We start from the raw sequence: 25798 nt of genomic DNA, 5'->3' as shown, positions 1-25798 counted from the left end.
CGATGGATTTCGCAGATCTTCTACAGCGCTATTTCGCAACCTCAGATATCGCGGAGCTGACGCCGGCTGCGATGGAGGCTGGCACCGAACGGATGCTGGTTGATCTCGGGATGGAAAAAGACAGCGGCAAGCGCTTTGCGCTATGGTCGCTGCTCTACATGCTGGGTGAAGCGCCGGATCTTGAAGCAACGTTCAAAGGGCATGATGACCGCGAGGCCGCTCGCAACTTTATGGATATGATGGCGTCGATTGAAGGTGAATCCACTTAAAAGGCTAGAGCAGCTGCCAAAGCCGCCGCACCAGCCGGATCGAAATATTCCCGCAGCACGGTTATCTTGCCTCCCTCGACTTCGCCGACGATGCACACGGTCAAATCGATCTCCCCGCCCTTGGTGAAGGTCCCGCGAACGCGGTGTTCTTCGACGAAGCCTGTATCTGTTGTTGAACGCACCGCCTCTTCATAGCGGAAATCGGGTGCGGCATTCTTCACCGCGACTGCGAAGTACAGGACCGTATCCAGATCCATCTTCGGACCGTCATTTTGAATGGCTTTGAGATCGGGAGAGCATAGCGCCCGCGCCGTATCAGCATCGCCCGTAGCAAATGCTTCAAACAGTGCTTTCGCCAACTCAGCCCCGGTCATCCTGCAGCCCGCTCCAAGCGCCGCCGCGCAACATCTTCGCCGAGCACTGGCAAAAGTTCACCCATGTCCGGGCCCGAATTCTGTCCGGTCAACGCCTGGCGCAACGGCAGGAACAAAGCCTTGCCTTTGCGGCCAGTTGCCTCCTTCAAGGCTCCCGTAAGAGCGCCCCATGGATTGTCGCCCCAGGTCAGTGTTTCCACAGCTTGCTTGAGATATTCGCGGTCCTCGTCGGAAAATTCGGGAAGCTCGATCGGGCCAGTGACGATTTTCCAATACTCATGTGCGCCGCGGACCGTCTCCAGATTGGGACGAACGGCATGCCATGCTTTCTCGCCCATACCCTCGGGCAGGCGATCCTTCACATCGGCGTAATCCATCTGGTGAACCAGCGCGGTATTAATCCGCTCTAAGTCGGCATCGTCGAATTTGGCGGGAGCGCGGCTGAATGTTTCCAGCGCGAAGCTTTCGAGCAGAACATTGATGTCAGCAATCGGCTCAACCGGCTGCGACGTACCAAGGCGCGCGAGCAATGCGATAATCGCTTGCGGTTCAATATCGCGGTCCCGGAAAGCATCGCAGCCAAGCGAGCCGAGGCGTTTTGACAGCTTGCCTTCTTTGCCCACGAGCAGAGCCTCATGCGCGAAATGCGGACTTGCGCTGGCGACGGGGCAATCATTGTCGCCAATGCCGGCATCCTTAAGCGCGCGGAACATCTGAATTTGCACCGCAGTGTTGGACACGTGGTCCTCACCGCGCAGGACGTCGGTAATACCCATCTCGATATCATCGACCGCGCTGGGCAGCATGTAGAGCCACGAACCATCTTCGCGGCGAACAACAGGATCGGACAGCATTGCGGGATCAAATTTCTGCGGACCGCGAACGCCATCTTCCCAATCAATGATCTCCTCATGATCGAGCTTAAAGCGCCAGTGAGGGCGAAGCCCCTCCGCATCTCTTGCCGCGTGATCTTCCTCCGTCAGTGCCAAGCCAGCCCGGTCATAAATCGGCGGCTTTCCGCGGCCGAGTTGAACCTTGCGCTTCAAGTCCAATTCCTGCGCAGTCTCATAGCAACGGTAAAGGCGGTTCGCGCCTACCAAAGCATCAAACGCCTTCTCATAATGATCGAGTCGTTGCGACTGCCGCTCTTCGCCATCGGGATGCATGCCCAGCCATGCCAGATCGGCACGGATCGCCTCGACATATTCCTCTTTGCTGCGTTCCGGATCGGTATCGTCGATCCGGAGCATGAATTTGCCGTCATTCTTCTGCGCAAGCATCCAATTGTGCAGCGCGGTGCGGATATTGCCGACATGCAGGCGGCCCGTAGGCGAAGGGGCAAAACGTGTAATTGTTGTCATGCGTGAGCGGTTAGCCTGTGCACGAAGCGGCGACAAGCAACATACTTCCCAAAGGCCTGCACCATGGCTAGCGTTCGCCCGATGAGCACAGAGAAAGCACTCGCCAAGGCGATCGAAACAGCCGGATTGCCCGGTGCCTCCGCAATGATAGTCGACAAGGATGGCATCCGCTTCAGCGGCGCATGGGGTATGCGCGATGCGGTGGCCGGTAAGCCGATGGCGCTCGACACGATTTGCCAGATAGCGTCGATGACCAAAGCCGTCGTGTCGCTCGCCGCGATGCAATTGGTCGAGCAAGGCAAATTGACCCTAGATGGTCCGATTGAAGGCCTATTGCCCGATCTCGCCGACCCACAAGTGCTGACCGGATTTGCCGACGATGGCACGCCGCAGCTGCGCCCGGCCAAAGGTGCGATCACATTGCGCCATCTGCTGACTCACACAGCAGGCTTCGGCTATCATTTTGTCCAAAGCGAAGTGCTGCAATATTTCCAGAACACCGGAATGCCAACGCCGGGTTCCAAAGCGAATTTCCAGATGCCGCTGCTGTTCGATCCCGGCGAAAAGTGGGAATATGGCGTTGCGACCGATTGGGTAGGGATGGCCATTGAGGCGGCAACCGGGATGCGGCTTGGTGATTATTTGGAGGCGAATATCTTTGCGCCGCTGGGGATGACGGACACGGCGTTTCGCGCAGTGCTTCCAGAAGACGCTGCGAAAGTGCACATGCGTATGCCCGGCGGAGAATTCGCAATCATGCCGGTCAGTCTCGGCGCCGGAGAAGTGCAAAGCGGCGGAGGAGGACTGTCCTCGACCGCGCCTGACTATGCCCGGTTCCTGCGTATGGTCCTGCGCGGCGGTGAATTGGACGGTCAGCGGATCATTTCGGAAAAGGCAATCGCGGACATGTCTTGCAACCAGATCGGCGAGTTGCGGGCCGGGTACATGGCTTCGTCCATGCCTGAGTTGGCACCACCTTATGACACTTTCCCCGAGCAACATACGGGCTGGGGGCTTGGCTTTCTGATCAATCCGGAACAGGTCGAAGGACGCCGCTCGGCAGGCAGCCTGGCTTGGGCAGGTATCTTCAATTCCTATTACTGGATCGACCCAAGTAAGGGTATCGCAGGTGTCTTTATCACGCAGCTTTCACCGTTCGGTGATCCCGGCGCACTGGAGGCTTTTGCAACGCTGGAACGCATCGCCTACGCCTAACTTCGATTGGTTAGACAGAGTGTGTTAATTTGGTATACGCTAGGGATATATCAGAACATAAACCAAGGTGAGGAATCGCTATGAAAGCGACACTAGTCAAAGCCGCGCTCTTAGCGGCACCCCTATTTTTAACCGCAACCACAGCATCTGCGGACGACGCGCCAGTCCCGGCATCCAAGTTTGACCTCAGCCAGTGGAAGATCACGCTGCCGATTGACGAGGACGGCGATAAGAAGCCGGACGAAATCAACGTCAAGGCCATTCAGAAATACTCGCATCCAGATTTCTTCTATCTCGATGAAGATGGCGGGATGGTTTTTGCCACGCCGAACAAGGCAACAACAACGGCCAACACCTCCAACACGCGCAGCGAATTGCGTCAGATGCTCCGCGGAACAAACACGCGAATCGGCACGCATGATGGCGGCAATAATTTCGCAGTGGAGGCGCGTAAGGATTCGGACAAATTCGCTTCAATTGGCGGCAAGATGGAAGCGACACTCAAGGTCGATCACGTTGCGAAAAACGCCGGCAATCCCAACAAAGCACCCGCCTATTCTGTGGTAATCGGCCAAATTCACGCGACCAAATATAAGAGCACAAGCAGCGGCTTTGGCTATGGCAACGAACCGATCAAAATCTACTACAAGAAATGGCCCGGCCACGAATATGGATCGGTTTTCTGGACCTACGAACGCAATCTGGCCAGAGACAATCCCGACCGTAAGGACATTGCCGTTCCGGTCTTCGGCAACCTTTGGGACAATCCCGAAGATCCCGGTGAAAAGGGGATCAAGCTGGGCGAGGAATTCAGCTATACGATCAACGTCCATCGCAATACGATGTATGTGAACTTCACCAACGACCGGCTCGGCGAAGTCGGGCATGCGGTTAGCCTGATCAAAGGCGTCGATGAGCTGGATAATCCCTATAGCTACGGCGGCGACACGCTATATTTCAAAGCCGGCGCCTACAACCAGTGCAGCGTCGCGACAAAACCGGGATTTTGGTACGCCGGCTGCGCCGGAACGGGTGATTGGGAAACCGACAAGGCCAATGGCGACTATGCCCAGGCAACATTCTCGCGGCTTGTCGTAAGCGAGTCCACACCGCCTAAGAAATAATCGCGGGTCAAGTACTGTGAAGACAAACGAAACCCGCCTGGAGCGTGCGCTCCGGCGGGTTCGTTTCCTGAATGGGTAGCCCGCCGAACCGGGTCGCAGGTCCAGCGGGCCTCCAGTCGGTCAGGGCCGCCTAGATTTCGTCTTCATCGTCAATTTCGTAACCATGCGTCCGCTCGTTCCACAGCGAGTCACGCCGGCGCAGTTCCTTCTTCGCATCGAGTATCGCCTGGGTCCGGTCGATCCCGAAGCCCAGCGCCCAACGGTTCATATGCGCTCCATCCATGTCCTTCTCGCGGCCTGATTTGATCAGCACGTAGTATCCGCCATCAGCGAATTTTTCTGTGCCCGTGTGCCGGCAATAAGGTGTGCTGTTGGGATAGCTGCGCCTGTGATCGCGCCGCGCGGCACGCAAGGCTGTAAAGCCGTCGACATTGGGGCTTTTACCCCAGCGCATGAAATATTCCATGTCATAGGTGTTACCCGCGCTATTGGTATCTTTCTCGATACATACCGCCGCCGCACCGGCCTGTGCCTGTGTCGATACAGTCATTGCTCCAATCGCAGCGGCAATTGTCAGTAGTTTTTTCATGTCATCGTTCCCTGAAACGAGTGTTGCTTGGGATCCCCTCTAGATCCGCACTCCTTTTGGGATGGTCAGACATGGCCCGCTGTGACGGGGGTCACACGGATTGAATTTTCGAGGGCAGGCGTAGAGCGGCTGTGGGCGCTGGTTATCGGATACCTGCAAACAAGCAAGCTGGCCGCTGCGCTGTCACAAACCGGTGTTCACAACCTATCTAGGAGCGTTTGCATTTCTTGCTTCGCGGTATTGGACCACTGCATGTGGACGTCCGGTGCAAGACCTTCGATCTCATTTGTGCCATCTCGCGTGAAGCGCGAGCAGTTTGGTATCATTACGTGAAGCGGCAGACTGGCGAACTCGACCGTGCTTCCACCACCAATAAACCCGCAACCTGCACCTAGTGTTCTCTCTCCGACAAGTCGGGCCCTGTTGCTGCCATGAAGCCAGACTGCGAATGCTTCGGTCGCCGATGCGGAGTTGCGATCAACCAATATGGCCAGCGCGCCGTCCCAAACCCCTTCGCCTTCAAGTGTCTCGACACCAGCATCTCCAGTCTCAAAGGCGGCAAAAATCGGGCATACAGTTACGCCACGCCAGATGGGCATCCGGTCGCATTGCGGGTCGGGCATGCGCACCGCCGATCGAACCAGTTCGCCGCTAGCAAAAAGAGCGGCTGCTTCACTGGCCCATTCGCTGCCACCGCCATTGCCCGTTACGTCGACGAGTACCGTCTCGACACCGCTCTTCGTAAACTCTTGTAGAATGCTCCGCAGCTCGCTTTGCAGAACTTCGCGCGTAGCGAGCTGCAAATCGCGGCTATCGAGGCCGGGCTTCCAAGCAATTTGGCAAGCGTCCAAATATTGATCTTCGCCAAAGGCGGCGATCCTTACAAAGCCCGTTCCTCCGATAACGCCCGATGGGAAAAACGTACTTTCGGTCGGTTCCCAACGCGCCATATCGGGATAGATCAACGAAGTTGTACGGTCATCTGTTTCATATCCCGCGCTAGCGCAATCGGGGCCATCGGACGCGCGACCGGTGCCTTCGAGCAAAGATACTGTTCCGACACGCTGCACTCCCGCTGGTGCAGTGCCTCGCGCTATAAACAGATGCGGGTCGCCAAAACCGCCAACAAAGTCCCTAATAGCGAAATAGGCCTGTACTCGCCCGAGCGAGCTATCCAACCTCGATTGGGTGGCCGCATCATGCGCGGCCGGGTCGAATTTCCGATGCTCAATGAGCCAATCCAAATTTGAGTAGTTTTGAGCAATCCCCTGCTTGAGCCGCGAATAATCGTTCAAGACCGCTTGCCGGTCATATGTCGTGATATCCAAGACCAGCAGCACGGCGCACAGCGCAACCAGCCCCAATATCAATCGCAAAGCCCATCGTATTGCAGTCATAATACACCAATACGATGGAAAAGCCCGTTGGACAAGATACCGAACCCTACCGGAACCGAAGCTCCCGCAGAGCAGGAAGTTATTTCGGGCTGATCACGAAGCTGTGTGAGATATATAGGAACACCTCGGTCTCGCTCGCCTGCTGCCAGAACAATTCGGAATCGAGACCGCGTATTTCGACGCCATAATCGGATCCGAATAGCGACGCGTAGCGGCGCGATTCCGCAGCAACTGCGCGAACAACATCGATCCGGTACTGGTCGGGGTCATCAATCGCGAGGCTGATCGAACCCGTCTGCAGGAATGACCGCCCGGTCACCGGAATCCCCTTGGCGAAAGTCTCGATCCGTTCATTCGCGAGGCTTGCCCGGGCATCTTCGCCGGATACAGGCAGCCGGGCATAGATCGTTACTCGACTTGTATCGGGCCTTCCGCCGGATCTAACCGACAGCTTCTCCATGTTCTCCAGTGTCAGCTTGCGTAGACCGTAATCGCCCGCGATCAGCGAAATGCCGTCGCGGTTGGCCTGTTCAATCGTTGCGCGCAGCATCGAGAACAGTTCATCACGGCGCAGATCGGCACCGCGCGAGTCCGAGTTCACATAGATCGGTTTGACAAAGTAATCGGCTTTGCGCGTGAAGCCGATTGCAGACTGGTCATCATCATAATACTGAAAGTTGCTCGACCGGTCAGAGCGTTGACCAGTAACCACCACGACATTCTCGTCCTGCGCGGAGACGGGTACGGGCAGTGTCAGCGCAAATGTCGCTGCGACCAAAAGGATTTTGCCAAACTTCATAAGTCCCTCCTTGATGTTCTAGGTGGGCGAAGTCTGTCGCGACCATTTGAAACTGGCAAGAAAAAACCCCGCCGGAACCTGAGTTCCAGCGGGGTCTTTTGTTTGGTTGGCTTGAGGCTTATTCAGCTTCAGGCGTCTCCGGCGCATCAGCGGCTGGAGCTGCTTCACCGCCCCCAGAACCGCCCATGGCTGCAGCCATCGCGGCCTCATCCATGGGTGCGTCGACTGGAGCATCCGTTTCCGGCTCTTCAATCACTTCACCGGCAGCTTCAGCAGCGGCAAGAGCGTCTTGCTGCTTCTTCCATGCGGCGCGGAGTGCGGCATCGCGGCTCGAGGCTGTGACACGCATCCGGTTCATACCCGCGCCGGTACCGGCAGGGATCAAACGGCCAACGATCACGTTTTCCTTCAGACCGACAAGCGTGTCCTTCTTCCCTTCAACCGCCGCCTGCGTCAGCACGCGTGTGGTTTCCTGGAACGAAGCAGCCGAGATAAACGAACGTGTCTGCAGCGAGGCTTTGGTGATTCCGAGCAGAATTGGCTTACCTTCGGCCTTTTCCTGCTTCTTCGTCAGCTTCGCATTGTACTCGTCCATTTCTGCACGGTCGACTTGCTCACCCGCGAGCAGCGTAGTGTCGCCGCCTTTGGTAATCTCAACTTTCTGCAGCATCTGACGAACAATCGTCTCGATGTGCTTATCGTTGATTTTCACGCCTTGGAGTCGGTACACTTCCTGAATCTCGTCAACGAGATACTCAGCCAGTGGCTCGACACCCAGAACATCCAAGATGTCATGTGGGTTCGGGCTACCGGAAATCAGGGTATCGCCCTTCTTCACGTGATCGCCTTCCTGAACATCGAGGACTTTCGTCTTCGCGATCAGATACTCGACGCGATCTTGGTTCTCGGCCTCTGCATCCGGAACAATCGCGATCTTGCGCTTGGCTTTGTATTCGCGAACGAATTCGATCTTGCCCGAAATCTTGGCGATGATCGCATTGTCTTTCGGAATGCGGGCTTCGAACAGCTCGGCAACGCGTGGCAGACCACCCGTAATGTCGCGAGTCTTTGAAGCTTCACGCGATGCACGGGCAAGAATGTCACCTGCCTGTACTTCTTGACCATCATCGACCGACAGCGAGGTGCCCGGTGCCAGCATATAACGCTGGGCATCGGTTTCGCCGTCTTCGCCAATGGTCTCACCTTCGCCGAGCAGTGTCAGACGAGGACGGAGGTCCTCTTTCTTCTTCCGGCCAGTTGCACGGTTTTCGGTAACAACACGCTGGGCGATGCCCGTTGCGTCATCAACGCGCTCTTCCATCGTCGTACCATCGATCAGATCTTGGAACGTCACCTTACCTGAGGTTTCGGTGATGATCGGCAGGGTGAACGGATCCCATTCAGCCAGACGATCGCCTTCCTTGATCTTCGCGCCGCTCTTATTGAGCAAGACGGTACCGTAAGGAACCTTGTGCATTTCACGCTCACGGCCCTCGGCATCGATCACCGCGATTTCACCAGAACGCGCGAGCGAGAGCATACGGCCCTGCTTGTCGGTAATGGTCGGCATATCGCGATATTCGACTTTACCGTCAGAGATCGCTTCGAGGTGGCTGGTTTCGTTAACCTGCGCCGCGCCGCCAATGTGGAATGTCCGCATCGTCAGCTGCGTACCCGGCTCACCGATCGACTGCGCAGCGATAACGCCGACAGCTTCACCGATATTGACCGGAGTACCGCGGGCAAGGTCACGTCCGTAACACTTGCCGCAGACGCCTTGCTCGGCTTCGCAAACCAGTGGCGAGCGGATCTTGGCGGACTGAACTTCGGCCGCTTCGATTTCCTTGACCATGGCTTCGTCAACCAGTGTGCCCGCTTTCACGATGACTTCGTCAGTCTTCGCGTTGACGAGGTCCTCTGCAGTCGTCCGGCCCAGAATACGCTCACCAAGCGAAGCGATAACGCTACCGCCCTGTACGATGGCGCGCATTTCCAGCGCGTTCGACGTTTTACAGTCTTCGATCACGATCGTGCAGTCTTGCGACACGTCGACCAGACGGCGAGTCAGATAACCCGAGTTAGCCGTCTTGAGCGCCGTATCCGCGAGACCCTTACGGGCACCGTGGGTGGAGTTGAAGTATTCGAGAACGGTCAGGCCTTCTTTAAAGTTCGAGATAATCGGCGTTTCGATAATCTCGCCCGACGGTTTGGCCATCAGACCGCGCATACCGGCAAGCTGCTTCATCTGCGCTGGCGAACCACGCGCACCTGAGTGAGCCATCATGTAGATCGCGTTGATGTCTGCCTGGCGGCCATCCTTGTCGACCGGCTGAGCCTTAATCTCATCCATCATCGCGTCAGCAACGGTATCACCACAACGCGACCATGCGTCGATGACTTTGTTGTACTTCTCTTGCTGCGTGATCAGACCGTCCTGGTACTGCTGCTCATAGTCAGCAACCAGCGCCTTGGCTTCTTCGATCATGCCATCCTTGGAATCAGGGATGATCATGTCGTCCTTACCGAAGGAAATACCGGCTTTGAACGCGTGCTTGAAGCCCAGCGACATGATCGCATCGGCGAACAGCACCGTGTCTTTCTGACCGGTGTGACGATAGACTTGGTCGATCACGTCACCGATTTCCTTCTTCGTCAGAAGGCGGTTGATGATGTCGAAAGGAACCTTGTGGTTCTTCGGCAGACATTCGCCGATCAGCAAACGGCCCGGCGTCGTGATGAAGCGTTTGAGGACGATCTTGCCGTCTTCATCAGCTTGCGGGACGCGGGTGATGACTTTGGAGTGGTACGTAACCGCACCGACTTCGAGAGCCTGGTGCACTTCGGCCATATCGGTGAAGCGCGGCAGTTTCTCGATCTTCTCGCCATTCTCTTCGACGTACTCAGGGGTTTTCTCCTGACGGTCCATCGAAAGATAATAGATACCCAGCACCATATCCTGCGAAGGAACGATGATCGGCTTGCCATTGGCTGGCGAGAGGATGTTGTTGGTCGACATCATCAGCACGCGTGCTTCGAGCTGGGCTTCCAGCGAGAGCGGCACGTGGACGGCCATTTGGTCACCATCGAAGTCGGCGTTAAACGCAGAACAGACCAGCGGGTGAAGCTGGATAGCTTTACCTTCGATCAGAACGGGTTCGAATGCCTGAATGCCAAGACGGTGAAGCGTCGGCGCACGGTTAAGCATGACGGGGTGTTCACGGATAACCTCGTCGAGGATGTCCCACACTTCCTTACGCTCTTTCTCGACCCATTTCTTGGCTTGCTTCAAGGTCATTGAAAGACCCTTCGCGTCCAGACGGGCGTAGATGAACGGCTTGAACAGCTCGAGCGCCATCTTCTTGGGAAGACCGCACTGGTGCAGTTTCAATTCAGGGCCGGTAACAATGACCGAACGGCCTGAATAGTCGACACGCTTACCGAGAAGGTTCTGACGGAAACGGCCCTGCTTACCTTTGAGCATGTCGCTCAAAGATTTCAGCGGACGCTTGTTCGCACCGGTGATGACACGGCCGCGACGGCCATTGTCGAACAGCGCATCGACGGCTTCTTGAAGCATACGCTTCTCGTTCCGGACGATGATGTCAGGAGCACGCAGTTCGATCAGACGCTTCAGACGGTTGTTACGGTTGATCACGCGGCGATAAAGATCGTTGAGATCCGACGTCGCGAAACGGCCACCATCCAGCGGCACCAGCGGGCGCAGCTCGGGCGGAATAACCGGCACAACTTCGAGGATCATCCACTCAGGACGGTTGCCCGAGTCGATGAAACTTTCAACGACTTTCAGACGTTTGATGATCTTGGCTGGCTTGAGCTTGGACTTGGTAGTCCGCAGCTCTTCCATCAGATCGTCACGCTCTTGCTCCAGATCGAGATCCATCAGCATGAATTTGACCGCTTCCGCGCCGATACCGGCAGAGAAAGCGTCTTCGCCATACTCGTCCTGCGCTTCGACCAGCTCGTCTTCAGTCAGTAGCTGGAACTTCTCCATCGGAGTAAGGCCAGGCTCGGTGACGATGTAGCTTTCGAAGTAGAGAACGCGCTCAAGCTGCTTGAGCTGCATATCGAGCAGCAAACCGATGCGCGAAGGCAGCGATTTGAGGAACCAGATGTGGGCAACCGGCGCAGCCAGTTCGATGTGACCCATCCGCTCGCGGCGGACTTTGGTCACAGTCACTTCAACGCCGCACTTCTCACAGACGACGCCTTTATACTTCATGCGCTTATATTTGCCGCACAGGCATTCGTAGTCCTTCACAGGACCGAAGATGCGCGCGCAGAACAGGCCGTCACGCTCTGGCTTGAACGTCCGGTAGTTGATCGTTTCCGGCTTTTTGATTTCGCCGAAAGACCAGCTGCGGATACGCTCTGGCGAGGCCAGACCGATCTGGATCTGGTCGAAGGTTTCCGGCTTAGCCAGCTGGTTGGTGAATTTGGTTAGATCATTCATAATTTAGCTCCGTTTCCCTCGCTCGGGAGGGTCAGGGTCAATCCTTCAGTCGGCTTATTCTGCGGCAATCTGCATATCGTCATCGCCATCTTCTCCATCGGAGAGAGAGGACAATTCGACATTGAGACCCAGGCTGCGCATTTCCTTGACGAGAACGTTGAAGCTCTCCGGAATGCCCGCTTCGAAAGTGTCGTCGCCTTTGACGATCGCTTCGTAAACCTTGGTCCGTCCGATCACGTCATCCGACTTCACAGTGAGCATTTCCTGCAACGTATACGCGGCGCCGTAGGCCTGGAGCGCCCAGACCTCCATCTCACCGAAGCGCTGACCACCGAACTGCGCCTTACCACCCAGCGGCTGCTGCGTGACGAGGCTGTAGGGGCCAATCGAACGGGCGTGGATCTTGTCATCGACCAAGTGGTGCAGTTTGAGCATGTAGATGTAGCCCACTGTCACCTTACGGTCGAAAGCATCACCGGTGCGGCCATCATACAATGTCACCTGACCCGAACCGGGCAAATCAGCCCGCTCAAGCATGGTGGTAACATCGCCTTCGATCGCGCCATCGAACACTGGCGTACCCATCGGAACACCATTGGTCAGATTGCCCGCCAGTTCTACGATTTCCGCAGTAGAGCGGGCATCGATTTCGCCGTGGTAATCATCGCCATAAGCATTCTTCAGACGGTCGATCACGGCTTCCGGCGGTTGTGCCTTGGCATAGTCTTCAGCCGCATTCGGGTTTGCGCGCTTCCACTCTTCCAGAGCTTCAGTCACCTGATGCCCCAGACCACGAGCGGCCATGCCGAGGTGCGTTTCGAAGATTTGTCCAACGTTCATTCGCGAAGGCACGCCCAGCGGGTTCAGAACGATATCGACTGGTGAACCGTCTTCCAGGAACGGCATGTCTTCTTGCGGGAGAATCCGCGAGATAACACCCTTGTTTCCGTGACGGCCGGCCATCTTGTCGCCCGGTTGCAGCTTGCGCTTCACCGCCACGAAGACTTTGACCATCTTCAGAACGCCCGGCATCAATTCGTCGCCGCGCTCCAGCTTTTCCTTACGATCTTCGAACTTGTCTTCGATGCCTTTGATGGCTTCGTCATACTGGCTCTTAATCGCTTCCAGCTGCTGCTGGCGCTTGTCATCGGCAACCGCGAATTTGAACCATTCGTGCTTCTCGACGCCTTCTAGAACGGCTTCGTCGATCTTCGATCCCTTCTTGACGCCTTTCGGCGCGGCAGAAGTGGTCTGACCGGTCAGCATGTCACGCAGGCGGTTATAGGTTGCACGGTTCAGGATACTGCGTTCGTCGGCGCTATCCTTGCGCAGACGCTCGATTTCTTCCTGTTGGATCGCACGTGTACGGTCATCGACTTCAATACCGTGACGGTTGAACACACGCACTTCGACGACCGTACCGGCGACGCCGGGTGGTAGACGGAGCGAGGTATCGCGAACATCAGAAGCTTTCTCACCAAAGATCGCACGGAGGAGCTTTTCTTCCGGCGTCATCGGGCTTTCGCCCTTCGGTGTGATCTTACCTGCAAGGATATCGCCCGGATGCACTTCTGCACCGATATAGACGATACCCGCCTCGTCGAGGTTGCGCAGAGCTTCCTCGCCGACATTCGGAATATCGCGTGTGATATCTTCAGGGCCGAGCTTCGTATCGCGGGCCATGACTTCGAATTCCTCGATATGGATCGAGGTGAACACATCATCCTTCACAATACGCTCGGAGATCAGAATAGAATCTTCGTAGTTGTAGCCATTCCAAGGCATAAAGGCGACGAGGCTGTTCTTGCCCAGTGCCAGTTCGCCCAGATCAGTCGACGGACCATCAGCGATGATATCGCCTTGCTCAATCGTCTCACCAACTTTCACCAGCGGACGCTGGTTGATGCAAGTGTTCTGGTTGGAACGTTGGAATTTCTGCAGTGTGTAAATGTCGACGCCCGACTGGCCGGGCTCAACATCACCGATTGCACGGATCACGATCCGGGTCGCGTCGACTTGGTCAACGATACCGCCGCGTGTGGCCGAAATCGCAGCGCCGGAATCGCGCGCCACGGTTTCTTCCATGCCGGTTCCGACAAACGGTGCTTCGGCTTTCACCAATGGCACAGCCTGGCGCTGCATGTTCGATCCCATCAATGCGCGGTTCGCGTCATCGTTTTCCAGGAACGGAATGAGCGAGGCAGCAACCGAAACCAGCTGCTTGGGCGAAACATCCATCAGCGTGATTTGATCGTTTGGCAGCATTACGAACTCGCCAGCCTGACGGGCCGAAACGAGGTCTTCCACGAAAGTACCGTCGTCGTTCAGGGCAGCAGAGGCTTGCGCAACGGCGTGCTTCTGCTCTTCCATCGCTGACAGATAGGCAACTTCACCGGTTACTTTGCCGTCTTTGACAGCACGGTATGGTGTTTCGATGAAGCCGTATTTGTTGACGCGGCTGAACGATGCCAGGCTGTTGATCAGACCGATGTTCGGGCCTTCCGGCGTCTCAATCGGGCAGATACGGCCATAATGCGTCGGGTGAACGTCGCGGACTTCGAAGCCAGCGCGCTCACGCGTCAGACCGCCGGGGCCGAGTGCCGAAACGCGGCGCTTATGCGTCACTTCGGAAAGCGGGTTGGTTTGGTCCATAAACTGCGAAAGCTGTGACGAACCGAAGAATTCACGAACCGCAGCAACTGCTGGCTTCGCGTTAATCAGATCGTTCGGCATCACAGTCGACACATCGACCGAGCTCATGCGTTCTTTAACGGCACGCTCCATCCGGAGCAAACCGACACGGTATTGGTTTTCCAGAAGCTCACCGACCGAACGAACACGGCGGTTGCCGAGGTTATCGATATCATCAACCTCGCCCTTGCCGTCTTTCAGATCGACCATTTCCTTCACAACCGCGAGGATGTCTTCCTTGCGCAGCGTGGTCACGGTGTCTTCAGCGTCCAGTTCCAGACGCATGTTGAGTTTTACGCGGCCAACAGCCGAAAGGTCATAACGGTCGCCGTCGAAGAACAGGCCTTCGAACAGAGCTTCCGCTGTTTCCTTGGTTGGCGGCTCACCCGGGCGCATAACTTTGTAAATGGCTTCGAGACCTTCGTCGCGATTTTCAGCCTTATCGACTGCCAGAGTGTTGCGGATCCATGGGCCAGTGTTGATTTCATCAATGTCGAGAAGTTCAAGGCGGTCGATGCCAGCGGCGTCGAGCACTTCGAGGTTTTCGGCAGAGACTTCATCGCCTGCTTCGATGTAAATGCGGCCGGTTTTCTCGTCGATCAGATCGCGAGCGGCGTAGCGTGCAAAGACTTCTTCGGTTGGGATCAGCAGGTCCTTGAGACCGTCCTTGGCTGCTTTGTTGGCAGCGCGCGGGGAAATCTTCTGGTTTGCAGCGAAGATTTCTTCGCCGGTTTTGGCATCGACCAGTGCGAAGGCAGGCTTGGCATTGCGCCATGCTTCAGGGTCGAATGGCATTTTCCAGCCATCTCCCTTTTTGCCCGATACACGCTCCCAAGTGACAGTGTCATAGAAGTGATCGAGAATGCCCTCGTGATCGAGGCCCAGCGCGAATAGCAGGCTAGTGACCGGCAGTTTACGCTTACGGTCGATCCGAACATTGACGATGTCCTTGGCGTCGAATTCGAAATCAAGCCACGAACCACGGTAAGGAATGACGCGCGCAGCGAACAGAAGCTTGCCCGAAGAGTGGGTTTTGCCGCGGTCATGGTCAAACAGCACACCCGGCGAACGGTGCATCTGACTGACAATAACGCGCTCTGTACCGTTGATGATGAACGTACCGTTCCCGGTCATCAGTGGCATGTCGCCCATGTAAACGTCCTGCTCTTTAATATCGAGCACGGAGCGTGTTTCGGTTTCTTGGTCGACCTCAAACACGATCAAACGCAGCGTCACCTTCATCGGTGCGGCGTAAGTGATGCCGCGCTGGCGGCATTCGGTTGTGTCGTATTTTGGCGGCTCAAGTTCGTAATTCACGAAGTCCAGCTCGGCAGTGCCGGCGAAATCGCGAATCGGGAACACGCTGCGAAGCGTCTTTTCGAGGCCCGAAACATAATCGATCGAAGGATCAGAGCGGAGGAACTGTTCGTAGCTCTCGCGCTGAACCTCGATCAGGTTCGGCATCTTGGTGACTTCGTGAATATCACCGAAGATCTTACGGATACGCTTTTTTGCAGTACCGGTGTTTGCACCCGACTTGCGGATGGGTTTTGCCTTGGTCGCCATGGAGGTATTTGCCTCTTAAATAATAGGCCGGTCTTACGCGTTGACCAGCGTCATCAGTGTGTCTGCGCGGGAACACACCATAACCCTCGACCCTTTGGCCAATGACCTTCCGGCCAAACGCAAAAAGGCCGCAGCGAATCGCACCCGTTTCAGGGGGCTGCTGCAGCTTCAAAAGCGTCGCGGGCTATGGAAAGCTACTTCCGTTCTTGGACTTACCACCGCGCAATGGTCTGTCTCGCTCGAAGTAGCGGTTGACGGCCATATAGGAATGCGGCCCGCGCCTGTCAAACGGGAACGGGCTACTCGCTAGTGGCTCACCTCCACCACTAATTGACCCATTCCGTCAATCGCGATAGCGCCCCCTTTCTTATTAAAGGTATTGGCAAAGAAATGACGCAATCAGGCAAGTCTATTTTCGACGATCCGGCCGTATTTCTCAGCATGGCCATGTCCCTGAAAGAAAGCGGATCGGCGGACCAAGCTGTCAAAATGGCCAAAGCCGCTTTGCTCGAACGTCCTGATGACGCAGAATTGAACGCTGTCGCCCGTACGGTCCTGTCAGACGGAGTGCACACCTATCATCAAGTCATGTTGGCCGACATTCCGCGCAATGTCGCCTATCGTGAAGCGATTGATCGGTTTTCCGAAGGCAAGACGATCTTGGATATCGGCACCGGGACCGGTCTTCTTGCGATGATGGCCGTCCGCGCTGGCGCAAAGCATGTCTATGCCTGCGACCGCAACGCAACCAAGGCCGATCTCGCGCGCGATATTATCGAAGCCAACGGCATGTCGGACAAAATCACCGTCATCAACAAAATGTCGCTCGATCTGGATCGTGACGCCGATCTGGGTGGCGGCGTCGATATGGTTATTTCAGAACTGTTCTCCGCCAATGTGGTGGGTGAGACTTTGATGCAGGCGCTCGCCCATGCGGCAGAAGAACTGACCAATCCCGGCGCAACCTTTGTGCCTGAACGGTGCGCGATTATGGGGGCCTTGGCTGAATGCAATGCTCGCCCTGACGTAACCGATGTCGAGGGGTTCGATCTCTCGCTGCTCAACGAACGGCTGAAAAAGGATACAATGGTCAGCGTCCCGCGCGGCGACAAATTTCAGCGCGGCCCCGCCGTCTCATTGTATGATTGCGTGTTTGAACCCGACAGACCCGCACCGAATGAGGACCGCCAGCGCACAACGCTGACCTCCAACGGCGGCACTGTGAATGGCGTTCTGCAGTGGCTCCGGATCGAGTTTGCCGAAGACATTATCTACGAAAATATGCCCGGCGGCGACCCGCTATCCCACTGGGGCCTGCGGTTTGAACCGTTCTTGACCCCTCGCGAAACCGAGGCCGGAGACGGGATCGAAATTGGCTGCATGCACGCCAATGGCGAGCTGGTAATTTGGGAAGATGGTTGACGATTGCCTTCCATAAGATCACGAAAAACGATGCGGTACATATTGTTTTTCGATATTATTGATTGACAATAAATCGACTCGCCCTTATTGATTTTCGATATCAAACATATTGGAGATCAACAAATGACACGTTTCTATCGAAATTCCGCCGCTGCGATGGCCTCTCTGCTCATCGTCGCAATGACCTTCGCACCGCTGTTGAGCGTTCCGCCAGCGCAGGCTGCAAGCGTCCTAACTATGCCCGTTCTGATCTGAAACCGAAAACATAGGGGACCAAATCCATGACCAACCAGTCTCACACAAAGCCGCAGCGGGACCAGCTTCTCGCCGCTGGCAAGATACTGACCGTACTTTTGCAAGCCGTCACAGCGATCGTATCCATAGGGCTTACAATTCTGATCCCGGTTATCCTGTTTAACTCCGATCAGGTCGCGAGCTCATTGGCCGATAGCGGCAGCACTGCAAGCGTAGCGACCATCCTTACGTTGATCGTCGTGTTCCTCGCCGCAGTCATTGTCGTCGTCGCCACCGCATTCCACTTCTTCCAGTTGCTCGGTAGAATTATCGATACGGTCCGTGACGGCGAGCCATTTGTCGAAATCAATGCCGACCGCCTGAGTCGGATGGGGTGGATTGTGCTTCTCTTCCAAGTGGCCTCGTTTCCAATCGGGGCGGTTGCCTCTTATCTCGCAGCGCAAATGCCGGATCATGTGGATGTGAGTGCAGATATCGAGTTTTCTTTAACCGGTATCCTGATGGCAATCGTGCTGTTCATCCTCGCCCGCGTTTTCCGCCACGGAATAAAGATGCGCGAAGATCTGGAAGGAACGGTCTGATGCCCCCAGCCAATAGTGACGAAACCACAAACGGGAGCATTACCGTGAAACTCGATGACCTTCTGCACGACCGCCGCATGACTCTGACCGAGCTGGCAGAACGCGTTGGCTTAACTCTCGCCAATCTGTCGATCCTCAAAACCGGCAAAGCCAAGGCAATCCGTTTCAGTACGCTGGAAGCAATTTGCCGAGAGCTGGAATGCCAGCCAGGGGATTTGCTGGCCTATGAAAACGGACAACCGAATGACGCATGATCTGGACCGCGCAGGCGGCATCGCTGCGGCGATAATGGCTGCGTCCTATATCTTCGGGTTTGCGCTGTTTATCGGCGTGATTGATGGCACGGGATATGCCGGGCCAGCCGGCAACATCGCGTTCATCACCGACAACCAATCGGTGCTCTCGATCGCAATGCTCGTTCTGTATCCGATGGCCGGCTGTGCGTTGGTTGCTCTGGTCATAGCAATGCACCGCCGGGCATCGGTCGAGATTGAAGGCTGGATGCAAATTACCACCACCTTCGGATTGATGTGGGCTGCAATCGTCATTGCGAGCGGCATGATTAGCTTGGCCGGGATGCATGCAATTGTCCCATTAGCGACCGAGTTTCCCGATGAGGCGGCGAGCGCTTGGGTGGCCATCTCTCTGGTGCAAGACGCACTGGGTGGCGGCAACGAGCTGCTCGGCGGTATCTGGATGGCGATGGTCAGCGGGCTCGCGATGCGGACAGACCAAATGCCGAAACTGCTCGCTTGGCTGGGCATTGCCCTCGGTCTGGTCGGGATCGCCACCATTATTCCAAGTTTGGGAGATTTGGTCGATGTCTTCGGACTGGGTCAGATCATCTGGTATCTGTGGGTTGCGGTAATGTTGCTGCGCTCCGTCCCGCAGCCCAAATCGGTTGACTCCTGACCGCAATCGGCTATTTGCGCCCTCGTTCGCTGGGCTGACGGGTCCAGTGAACATCCGTCCAAGACAGTTGGTGACCGGAATATGCCGGTCTTAATTTCCAGCCTAGACGGGGATTAGAGATTTTCACGAAAGCCAATTGGCCTTCGTATCGCGGATCGCTTTCGTAGCCCCGCACCCTCCTTCCCCATCAATGGACTCGCCCGTGATGCTTCTGGTGTCATGGACAAACGTAGCCGGTTGCGGGGCATGTTGTGCCGCAACCATAGTGAAGGAGTAAGACATGGATCGTTCGCAAAAATCCGAAGCGGTCGCTGGTCTTAACGCAACTTTCAACGAGAGCGGCGTGGTCGTTGTGACCCGCAATCTCGGCCTGACAGTGGCTCAGTCCACTGAACTGCGCGGAAAAATGCGTGAAGCCGGTGCATCGTACAAGGTTGCGAAAAACCGTCTTGCCAATCTCGCCCTGAAAGACACGGATTATGAAGGCCTGAGTGACTTGCTCACTGGCCCGACTGCTCTGGCAACATCAAGCGACCCTGTCGCTGCTGCCAAAGCTGCCGTGGAATTCGCCAAAACGAACGACAAGCTCGAAATCGTTGGCGGATCGATGGGCGGTCAGATGCTTGATGAAGCTGGCGTAAAGGCACTTGCCTCCATGCCAAGCCTCGACGAGCTTCGTGGCACGATTGTTGGCCTCGTTAACGCACCTGCGACGAAAATCGCTCAGGTCGTCAACGCACCCGCCAACAAGCTTGCTCGCGTCTTTGGTGCATTTGCAGCCTCAGAAGCGGCGTAAGCGGTTTTTTGAATTGAACATTCTGGGGCATTTTTCGCCCTGCCCGATTATCTATCGGGGTCATTTATTTGGAGTATTAAGTCATGGCCGATATCGCCAAGCTTGTTGAAGAACTATCAAAACTGACTGTCCTCGAGGCAGCTGAACTCGCCAAAGCACTGGAAGAAGAGTGGGGCGTTAGCGCCGCTGCTGCAGTTGCTGTTGCTGGCCCAGCCGCTGGCGGCGGTGAAGCTGCTGCTGAAGAGAAAGACGAATTTGACGTCGTTCTCACCGGTGACGGTGGCAAGAAGATCCAAGTGATCAAAGAAGTCCGCGCCATCACTGGCCTGGGTCTGACTGAAGCGAAGGGCCTCGTTGAGAGCGCTCCTAAGCCGATCAAAGAAGGCGTCAACAAAGCTGAAGCCGAAGAAATCAAAGGCAAGATCGAAGCAGCCGGCGGTACTGTTGAACTCAAGTAATTGGGTGAGACAGGCTGCTTGAGCACGCTCAAGTGATCTTGTTACAAGTTTTGTAGGTGACTTGAAGCGCCTGCAGATGGAAGGGCGGTACCGCAAGGTGCCGCCCTTTTCTGTTTGTCCTTGGCATCGAGTCAATTCTGGGCCAGCACAGCGCCACTAAGATTTAGAGGATCGCTTCGACATGCTGACCAAGACTCGTCTATTCGCCACAGTCGCCGCAACTGCGCTTTTGAGCAGCGTATCGGCAACCGCTCAAGACGCGCGGATCGTGCAACCGGGCGCGCCTGGCCAGCCAACGAAGCAGCTTACTGCGGAACAAGCTGTCGCGCTCGCCGATAATTCTTATGCGCATGCTGATGTGATGTTCATGCAAGGGATGATCGTCCACCACCAGCAAGCGGTCGATATGTCTGCGTTGATTGCTGAGCGGACGAACATGGAAGAGGTTGTCGCGATTGGCGGCAAGATCAGCGGTTCTCAGAAAGACGAAATTGAGTTCATGAGCAATTGGCTTACCGAGCGCGGTGAGTCGCTGGAAATGGCAGGCATGGGCCACGCGCATCACATGGGAATGATGGGCATGGCCACACCCGATCAAATGCAGCAACTTGCCGCTGCACGCGGGACCAATTTCGACCGTCTGTTTTTGGAACTGATGATCCGTCACCACCAAGGTGCGATTGATATGGTCGAGGACCTTAAGGATCAGCCGGGCACCGCTGCCGATCCTGTATTTCTGGAGTTTACCGATGAGGTGGTGAACGATCAGAACACCGAAATCGAGCGGATGAATGCCATACTTGCCAGCCTATCGAGCGATCCGCGCGCAACCTTGACGGCGGGTTTCAGAGACGCAGGCCAATCGATCAGCAATCTGAGATTGGTAACGGCGCTGCCTAAGCCAGCGGGCTTTTTCGATCCTGCCAACCCAGCCGGCTTACGTCCTGAAATTAAGAAGGACGAAGAAGAGAAGAGCGATGTCAAAGCGGTCACCGATGTGCTCGCTGCGATGATCGAGCGCGGACGTGATCGGGACGAACAAAATACCGATGAACAGGAAGAAGAGGACGAACCACAATTTGCAGAACGCAGCCCGCTGCTGAGTTTCGCCAATACCGATATGGCTTTCTCCGGCGACATTCTGGTCGCGGGCAATTACCACGGTTTCAACGCTTACAAACTCGGCCAAGACGGTATGCCGTCGCTGGTCAGCTCGACCGTTTGCCCCGGCGGGCAAGGCGATGTTTCGATTGTCGGTGATCTACTGCTGATGAGCGTTCAGGACACCCGCGCACGGGTAGATTGCGGACTGCAAGGTGTAGCCGAACGCGTCAGCGAAGAACGCTTCCGCGGCCTGCGTATCTTCGACATTTCCGACATCACCAATCCTGTGCAAGTCGGGCAGGTCCAGACCTGCCGCGGATCGCACACCCATTCGGTTGTCTCGCAAACCGATGAGACTCTGATTGTCTACAACTCCGGCACGTCGCGCATTCGCGATGAGGAAGAGTTGACCGGCTGTATCGGCGATGTGCCCGGCGATGATCGTACGGCCCTATTCCGTATCGATGTGATCGAAATTCCTGTGGCTGATCCATCCAAGTCACGGATCGTGGATAGCCCCGCAGTCTTTGCCGATCCGGACACGGGACGCCTCGCCGGTCTATGGCAGGGCGGCGACCATGGCGAAGGAACGCAGGACACCAATTCCACCAATCACTGCCACGACATTACCGTGTTCCCGTCGCTAAAACTGGCCGCAGGCGCATGTTCGGGTAACGGTATCATTTTTGATATCTCCGACCCCCGTGCGCCCAAGCGGATCGATGAGGTGGTCGATAAAGGCTTTGCCTATTGGCACTCTGCAACGTTCAACAATGACGGCACCAAAGTGCTGTTCACCGACGAATGGGGCGGCGGCGGTCGTCCGCGCTGCCAAGCCGCCGATCCGCGCAATTGGGGCGCCAATGCGATCTATGAAATCGTCGATGGAAAGCTGGAATTCCGTAGTCTCTACAAATTGCCCGCGCCGCAAAGCGACAAAGAAAACTGCGTCGCCCACAATGGCTCGATCATACCCGTTCCGGGCCGCGATATCTTTGTGCAGGCATGGTACCAAGGCGGTATTAGCGTGATCGACTTTACAGACGCGCAAAACCCGTTCGAGATCGCATATTTTGACCGCGGCCCTGTCGACAAAGATCAGTTGATCACGGGCGGTTACTGGTCAGCCTATTGGTACAATGGGCGCATCTACGGAACCGAGATCAGCCGCGGGCTGGACGTGTTCGCGCTGGAGCCGAGCGAGTTTCTGACCGCTGAAGAAATCGCCGCAGCCGAAGCCGCCGATATGGGTGAAACCTTCAATCCGCAAACGCAGTTTCCGGTGACATGGCCAAAGGATGTTGTGGCAAACGCCAAGCCCTTGGCGAGTCTCGGAGAAGAGTAATGGCTAGATTATAACCGCTTAGTCAGTCATGGGTTCAGGCGACCCTGCGGCGCAACGCGCGGTAATTCGGTCCGCCATGTTGCGTAGATTTAAATCAGCTTCGCCAAACCATTCCCTCTCGTCAGCGATGGAAGGAATGCTTGCAAAGTGCTGTTTTGCGAGGCTGAACTGCGCACAAACGGGTTTGGTCAGAGTCTCACCAGCGGTCCGAAATTCCTTCTGGGCGATCAAAATACGTAGAAAACCGTATTTCTGCTGAACGTAAGCATCCGCCCAAATCTGGTTTTCTTCGTACCGGAATTTGGGGCGATAGTCCTCGCGCAGCCCGCTGATTTTTTCGAGAGCAGCCTGGCAAATTGCGATCTGCTCCTGAAGCTGCGGGTTCCCTTCGTCGGACTTTGCGCAGCCGTCGACCGGCTTAAACACGGCCACTTTTGCAGTGCTCGGTGCAAAAGTGGCTGAGGCAGCAGCTAGAAGAGTTCTTGTTGGCGACAACATCTCAACCATCAGGATGGTCCTCCGCTTCTGCTGGTTCGCTCTGCATCGCACAGGCCGGTGACCTATTCCTCGTCTTCTTCAAAATCGATAGCGTCATATTCTTCTGCGACGCTTTCGCGGAACGTATCACACCGAGTGATACCGGAGGCGATAAACGCCTCTATTTCAGCGTCTTCTTCCATCCCATTGACCTTCTCGATCAGGCCATCAAGGATCATGTTCAAATCCTTTTCGGCGTTCTGCTCGTTCCGGACGAGCGCCAACGTGAAGAACCGCGTTCCGCTCTCAAAAAACTCTTCCGCTGTCTCGTCATCTTCGCCTTCAAGGGCACCGCTGATATAAGAATGTAAAGCGGAGCAATTCACCGCGCCTTCATAAATTTCTTCATCACTCTGCGCAGTTGTAGGAACAGCGAACGCCACCACAGCAACGAGCGGCAAATATCTAAGCGTATTGAGCATGGTCGGCAGGTCCTTGTCGAAAGCCCGCCGTCTAACGCAGGCTGTCGCTAAAGCGTTTGTAAATACGCGACAATACGTGCGCGATCTTCCGCACTGCGCATCCCGCCATAGCTCATTTTGGTGTTAGGCACAGTCGTGCGCGGGTTCTCAAGGTAGCGATCCAGCGTCGCCGCATCCCATACCAGACCGGACTCGCGCATCGCCGGGCTGTAAGCATAGTCGCCGACATGCCCTGCCTTGGCCCCATACACGCCCGCAAGCGAGGGACCTATTCCGTTCTTGCCCGGCTCTACGCGGTGGCACGCCACGCATTGCGCGAAACTGGCAGGGCGAGCGCCGACGACATTGGTCTGCTCTGTTGCCACCGAGGTTGTTTCACTTGAAGCAACAGTAACGCTGTCGCTGGAACTGTCAGCCTGCTCTCCGCATGCCGAGAGTAAGGCTGCGCCCATGCCAATCGTCACAAATTGAACTCGCATCTATCACTCCTCAAGAATGCGCGCTTTGTGACGCGAAGGCCGCGCGATCGCAAGATTGCTTTGTGGCGGGATAGACGCGGCCGCAACTGAAATCTCTTACCGGGCGAATTTCCACTTTGTATGATTATACCGCGCGCCTATCCGGGACAGCTTTATGACGCAGATCGACTCCATAAATGCCGGGCATCCGACTGATCGGACACCCTGGCGCACAGAGCTAGCAGCAACACTCAAGCTGTCCTGGCCGCTGGCGCTCGCCAATATTCTGCAGATGCTGACTTACGCCGTCGATGTGATCTTTATCGCGCGACTGGGCGAAGCGCCGCTGGCTGCTGCCGCGCTCGCAGTGTCATGGTTCGGCATGCTACTGTGGGCCTTATCCTCGCTGGTCGGGGCAGTCGCGCCGATCATTGCGGCAGAGCTCGGCGAACGCGCCCCTGCATTGCGTCCGATCCGCCGCGCAACGCGCATGGCACTGTGGCTGGCTGTGATCGTCGGCATCGCCGCTATGGCCGCCTGTATGGCTATCGTGCCGATTGCCCGCGCGACCGGTCAGCAGCCTGAGATTATTGCACTCGCCAGCGAGTATATGATTGTCATCATCTGGTCGATGATCCCGATGCTGCTGGCAGCGGTGCTGCGCAATTTTGTCTCGACATTGGGCAGGCCGATCTTCGCGACGGCAATTTCGGCTCTGGGTATCGGCGTGAATGCACTGGCAAACTATGCGTTTATCTTCGGCAATTTCGGCGCGCCCGAACTGGGCCTTCAAGGCGCAGCGATTGCGACGATCATCACGGCGCTGTTTACGCTTGGCTGCTATATTATCGCGATCCGGCTCGATCGGAACATGCATCGCTATCACATCTTTGGCCGCTGGTGGTCGCCCGATTGGGCGCGCCTATGGTCGATCCTGAAAATCGGTACACCGATTGCGCTGACTGTCTCTGCCGAGGCTGGCATCTTTGGCGCCGCCGCGTTCCTGATGGGCAACATTGGTACGCCGCAGCTGGCGGCGCATACGCTCGCTTTGCAAATCGCTGCTCTCGCCTTCCAAGTCCCGTTCGGGGTAAGCCAAGCGGCCACCATTCGTGTGGGTTATTTCTACGGCGCACGCGACAAGGACGGTATGAAACGCGCAGGCTGGTCCGCGATGGTGGTCGGCACGGGCTTTATGGCGATATCCTGCTCGGCAATGATATTGATGCCGCGCACGCTGCTGCACATCTATGTGGATCCCGATGCTGCGAAGAATGCGGTACTGGTCGGTTTCGCACTGCAGTATCTGGTGATCGCAGCGGCGTTCCAATTGGTCGACGGCCTGCAAGCCGTAGCCGCCGGTGCGCTGCGCGGTTTACAAGATACGCGCGTCCCGATGTGGATCGCGATCTTCGCCTATTGGGTGCCCGGATTTGGTGTCGCAATGTGGCTCGGCTTCTGGACACCGCTCGAGGGGATCGGCGTGTGGATCGGTCTGGCTACAGGTCTAGCGGTCGCTGCCGTGCTGCTCACGTGGCGCTGGATCAGACGCGATGCAATTGGATTGACAGAACGCGGGACCAAGCAGGCGCAATAGCAAGCTTTGCATCTTTCCCGACAGGACGTCCGTATTTAGATTGGATGTTCACTAG

General features: G+C 56.2%; 22 protein-coding genes. 12 read left to right on the top strand and 10 right to left on the bottom strand.

Annotated elements, in window-relative coordinates:
- Positions 1-2: 2 nt before the first annotated feature.
- Positions 3-269 carry a hypothetical protein gene (locus tag J9777_RS13500; protein WP_209349320.1) on the top strand — a complete coding sequence of 89 codons (267 nt, stop codon included), beginning with the start codon at positions 3-5 and terminating at the stop codon, positions 267-269.
- Here the strand turns inward: J9777_RS13500 and J9777_RS13495 are convergent.
- Positions 266-643 (bottom strand): nuclear transport factor 2 family protein, encoded by a 378-nt coding sequence (locus J9777_RS13495; RefSeq protein WP_209349319.1) that lies wholly within the window; start codon positions 641-643, stop codon positions 266-268. The genes J9777_RS13500 and J9777_RS13495 overlap by 4 nt on opposite strands.
- A complete protein-coding gene (gene gltX / locus J9777_RS13490; RefSeq protein WP_209349318.1) occupies positions 640-2004 on the bottom strand; it encodes a glutamate--tRNA ligase in 1365 nt (454 codons plus the stop codon). Before gltX ends, J9777_RS13495 begins: the two co-directional genes overlap by 4 nt.
- Positions 2005-2067: 63 nt before the next feature.
- Here gltX and J9777_RS13485 point away from each other — a divergent pair, with 63 nt between their 5' ends.
- Positions 2068-3219 (top strand): serine hydrolase domain-containing protein, encoded by a 1152-nt coding sequence (locus J9777_RS13485; protein WP_209349317.1) that lies wholly within the window; start codon positions 2068-2070, stop codon positions 3217-3219.
- A gap of 80 nt (positions 3220-3299) precedes the next feature.
- Complete coding sequence (locus J9777_RS13480; RefSeq protein ID WP_209349316.1) at positions 3300-4343, top strand: polysaccharide lyase family 7 protein; 1044 nt, start codon at positions 3300-3302, stop codon at positions 4341-4343.
- Between the two features lie 130 nt (positions 4344-4473).
- Here J9777_RS13480 and J9777_RS13475 read toward each other — a convergent pair whose 3' ends face one another.
- From J9777_RS13475 to rpoB, 5 genes are all read right to left on the bottom strand, one after another.
- Complete coding sequence (locus J9777_RS13475; RefSeq protein WP_209349315.1) at positions 4474-4932, bottom strand: hypothetical protein; 459 nt, start codon at positions 4930-4932, stop codon at positions 4474-4476.
- A 197-nt stretch (positions 4933-5129) separates the two neighbouring features.
- Complete coding sequence (locus tag J9777_RS13470) at positions 5130-6329, bottom strand: S41 family peptidase (RefSeq protein WP_209349314.1); 1200 nt, start codon at positions 6327-6329, stop codon at positions 5130-5132.
- A gap of 79 nt (positions 6330-6408) precedes the next feature.
- Complete coding sequence (locus J9777_RS13465) at positions 6409-7128, bottom strand: hypothetical protein (protein WP_209349313.1); 720 nt, start codon at positions 7126-7128, stop codon at positions 6409-6411.
- A 118-nt stretch (positions 7129-7246) separates the two neighbouring features.
- Positions 7247-11599: a DNA-directed RNA polymerase subunit beta' gene (gene rpoC, locus J9777_RS13460; protein WP_209349312.1), complete on the bottom strand. Its 4353-nt coding sequence runs from the start codon at positions 11597-11599 to the stop codon at positions 7247-7249.
- A 54-nt stretch (positions 11600-11653) separates the two neighbouring features.
- A complete protein-coding gene (gene rpoB / locus J9777_RS13455; RefSeq protein ID WP_209349311.1) occupies positions 11654-15856 on the bottom strand; it encodes a DNA-directed RNA polymerase subunit beta in 4203 nt (1400 codons plus the stop codon).
- A gap of 390 nt (positions 15857-16246) precedes the next feature.
- On the opposite strand from rpoB, the gene J9777_RS13450 reads away from it, so the two are divergent.
- The 8 genes from J9777_RS13450 to J9777_RS13420 all read left to right on the top strand — a co-directional run bounded on the left by J9777_RS13450 (position 16247) and on the right by J9777_RS13420 (position 22729).
- Positions 16247-17278, top strand: a complete 1032-nt coding sequence (locus J9777_RS13450) for a 50S ribosomal protein L11 methyltransferase (RefSeq protein WP_209349310.1) — start codon at positions 16247-16249, stop codon at positions 17276-17278.
- Positions 17279-17401: 123 nt separating this feature from the next.
- The gene (locus J9777_RS14765) at positions 17402-17533 is read left to right on the top strand and encodes a hypothetical protein (protein WP_280842205.1); all 132 of its coding nucleotides are present in this window, start codon (positions 17402-17404) and stop codon (positions 17531-17533) included.
- Between the two features lie 26 nt (positions 17534-17559).
- Positions 17560-18114, top strand: a complete 555-nt coding sequence (locus J9777_RS13445) for a DUF2975 domain-containing protein (RefSeq protein WP_209349309.1) — start codon at positions 17560-17562, stop codon at positions 18112-18114.
- Positions 18114-18368: a helix-turn-helix transcriptional regulator gene (locus J9777_RS13440; RefSeq protein WP_209349308.1), complete on the top strand. Its 255-nt coding sequence runs from the start codon at positions 18114-18116 to the stop codon at positions 18366-18368. The genes J9777_RS13445 and J9777_RS13440 overlap by 1 nt, the downstream gene beginning before the upstream one ends.
- On the top strand, positions 18340-19026 hold the full coding sequence (locus J9777_RS13435) for a DUF4386 family protein (protein WP_209349307.1): 687 nt from the start codon (positions 18340-18342) through the stop codon (positions 19024-19026). Before J9777_RS13440 ends, J9777_RS13435 begins: the two co-directional genes overlap by 29 nt.
- 280 nt (positions 19027-19306) lie before the next feature.
- Entirely contained in the window at positions 19307-19822 is a 516-nt protein-coding gene (rplJ, locus tag J9777_RS13430) for a 50S ribosomal protein L10 (protein ID WP_209349306.1), read from the top strand.
- Positions 19823-19905: 83 nt separating this feature from the next.
- Complete coding sequence (gene rplL, locus J9777_RS13425) at positions 19906-20280, top strand: 50S ribosomal protein L7/L12 (protein WP_209349305.1); 375 nt, start codon at positions 19906-19908, stop codon at positions 20278-20280.
- Positions 20281-20461: 181 nt separating this feature from the next.
- Positions 20462-22729 carry a DUF305 domain-containing protein gene (locus J9777_RS13420; RefSeq protein ID WP_209349304.1) on the top strand — a complete coding sequence of 756 codons (2268 nt, stop codon included), beginning with the start codon at positions 20462-20464 and terminating at the stop codon, positions 22727-22729.
- An 18-nt stretch (positions 22730-22747) separates the two neighbouring features.
- Here J9777_RS13420 and J9777_RS13415 read toward each other — a convergent pair whose 3' ends face one another.
- From J9777_RS13415 to J9777_RS13405, 3 genes are read right to left on the bottom strand one after another with little or no spacing between them, the layout of a single operon-like run.
- Positions 22748-23236, bottom strand: coding sequence for a hypothetical protein (locus tag J9777_RS13415; protein WP_209349303.1), 489 nt, complete (start codon positions 23234-23236; stop codon positions 22748-22750).
- A gap of 53 nt (positions 23237-23289) precedes the next feature.
- Entirely contained in the window at positions 23290-23688 is a 399-nt protein-coding gene (locus J9777_RS13410) for a hypothetical protein (protein WP_209349302.1), read from the bottom strand.
- Positions 23689-23735: 47 nt separating this feature from the next.
- The gene (locus J9777_RS13405; RefSeq protein ID WP_209349301.1) at positions 23736-24167 is read right to left on the bottom strand and encodes a c-type cytochrome; all 432 of its coding nucleotides are present in this window, start codon (positions 24165-24167) and stop codon (positions 23736-23738) included.
- Between the two features lie 154 nt (positions 24168-24321).
- Between J9777_RS13405 and J9777_RS13400 the strand changes: the two genes are divergently transcribed.
- Entirely contained in the window at positions 24322-25743 is a 1422-nt protein-coding gene (locus J9777_RS13400; RefSeq protein WP_209349300.1) for an MATE family efflux transporter, read from the top strand.
- The last annotated feature ends 55 nt before the right edge of the window (positions 25744-25798 follow it).

This window comes from Pontixanthobacter sp. CEM42 (assembly GCF_017812015.1).
Taxonomy (GTDB): Bacteria; Pseudomonadota; Alphaproteobacteria; order Sphingomonadales; family Sphingomonadaceae; genus Pontixanthobacter.
The sequence above is the reverse complement of the archived record's forward strand: the minus strand, read 5'-3'. Positions and strand labels throughout refer to the sequence as shown.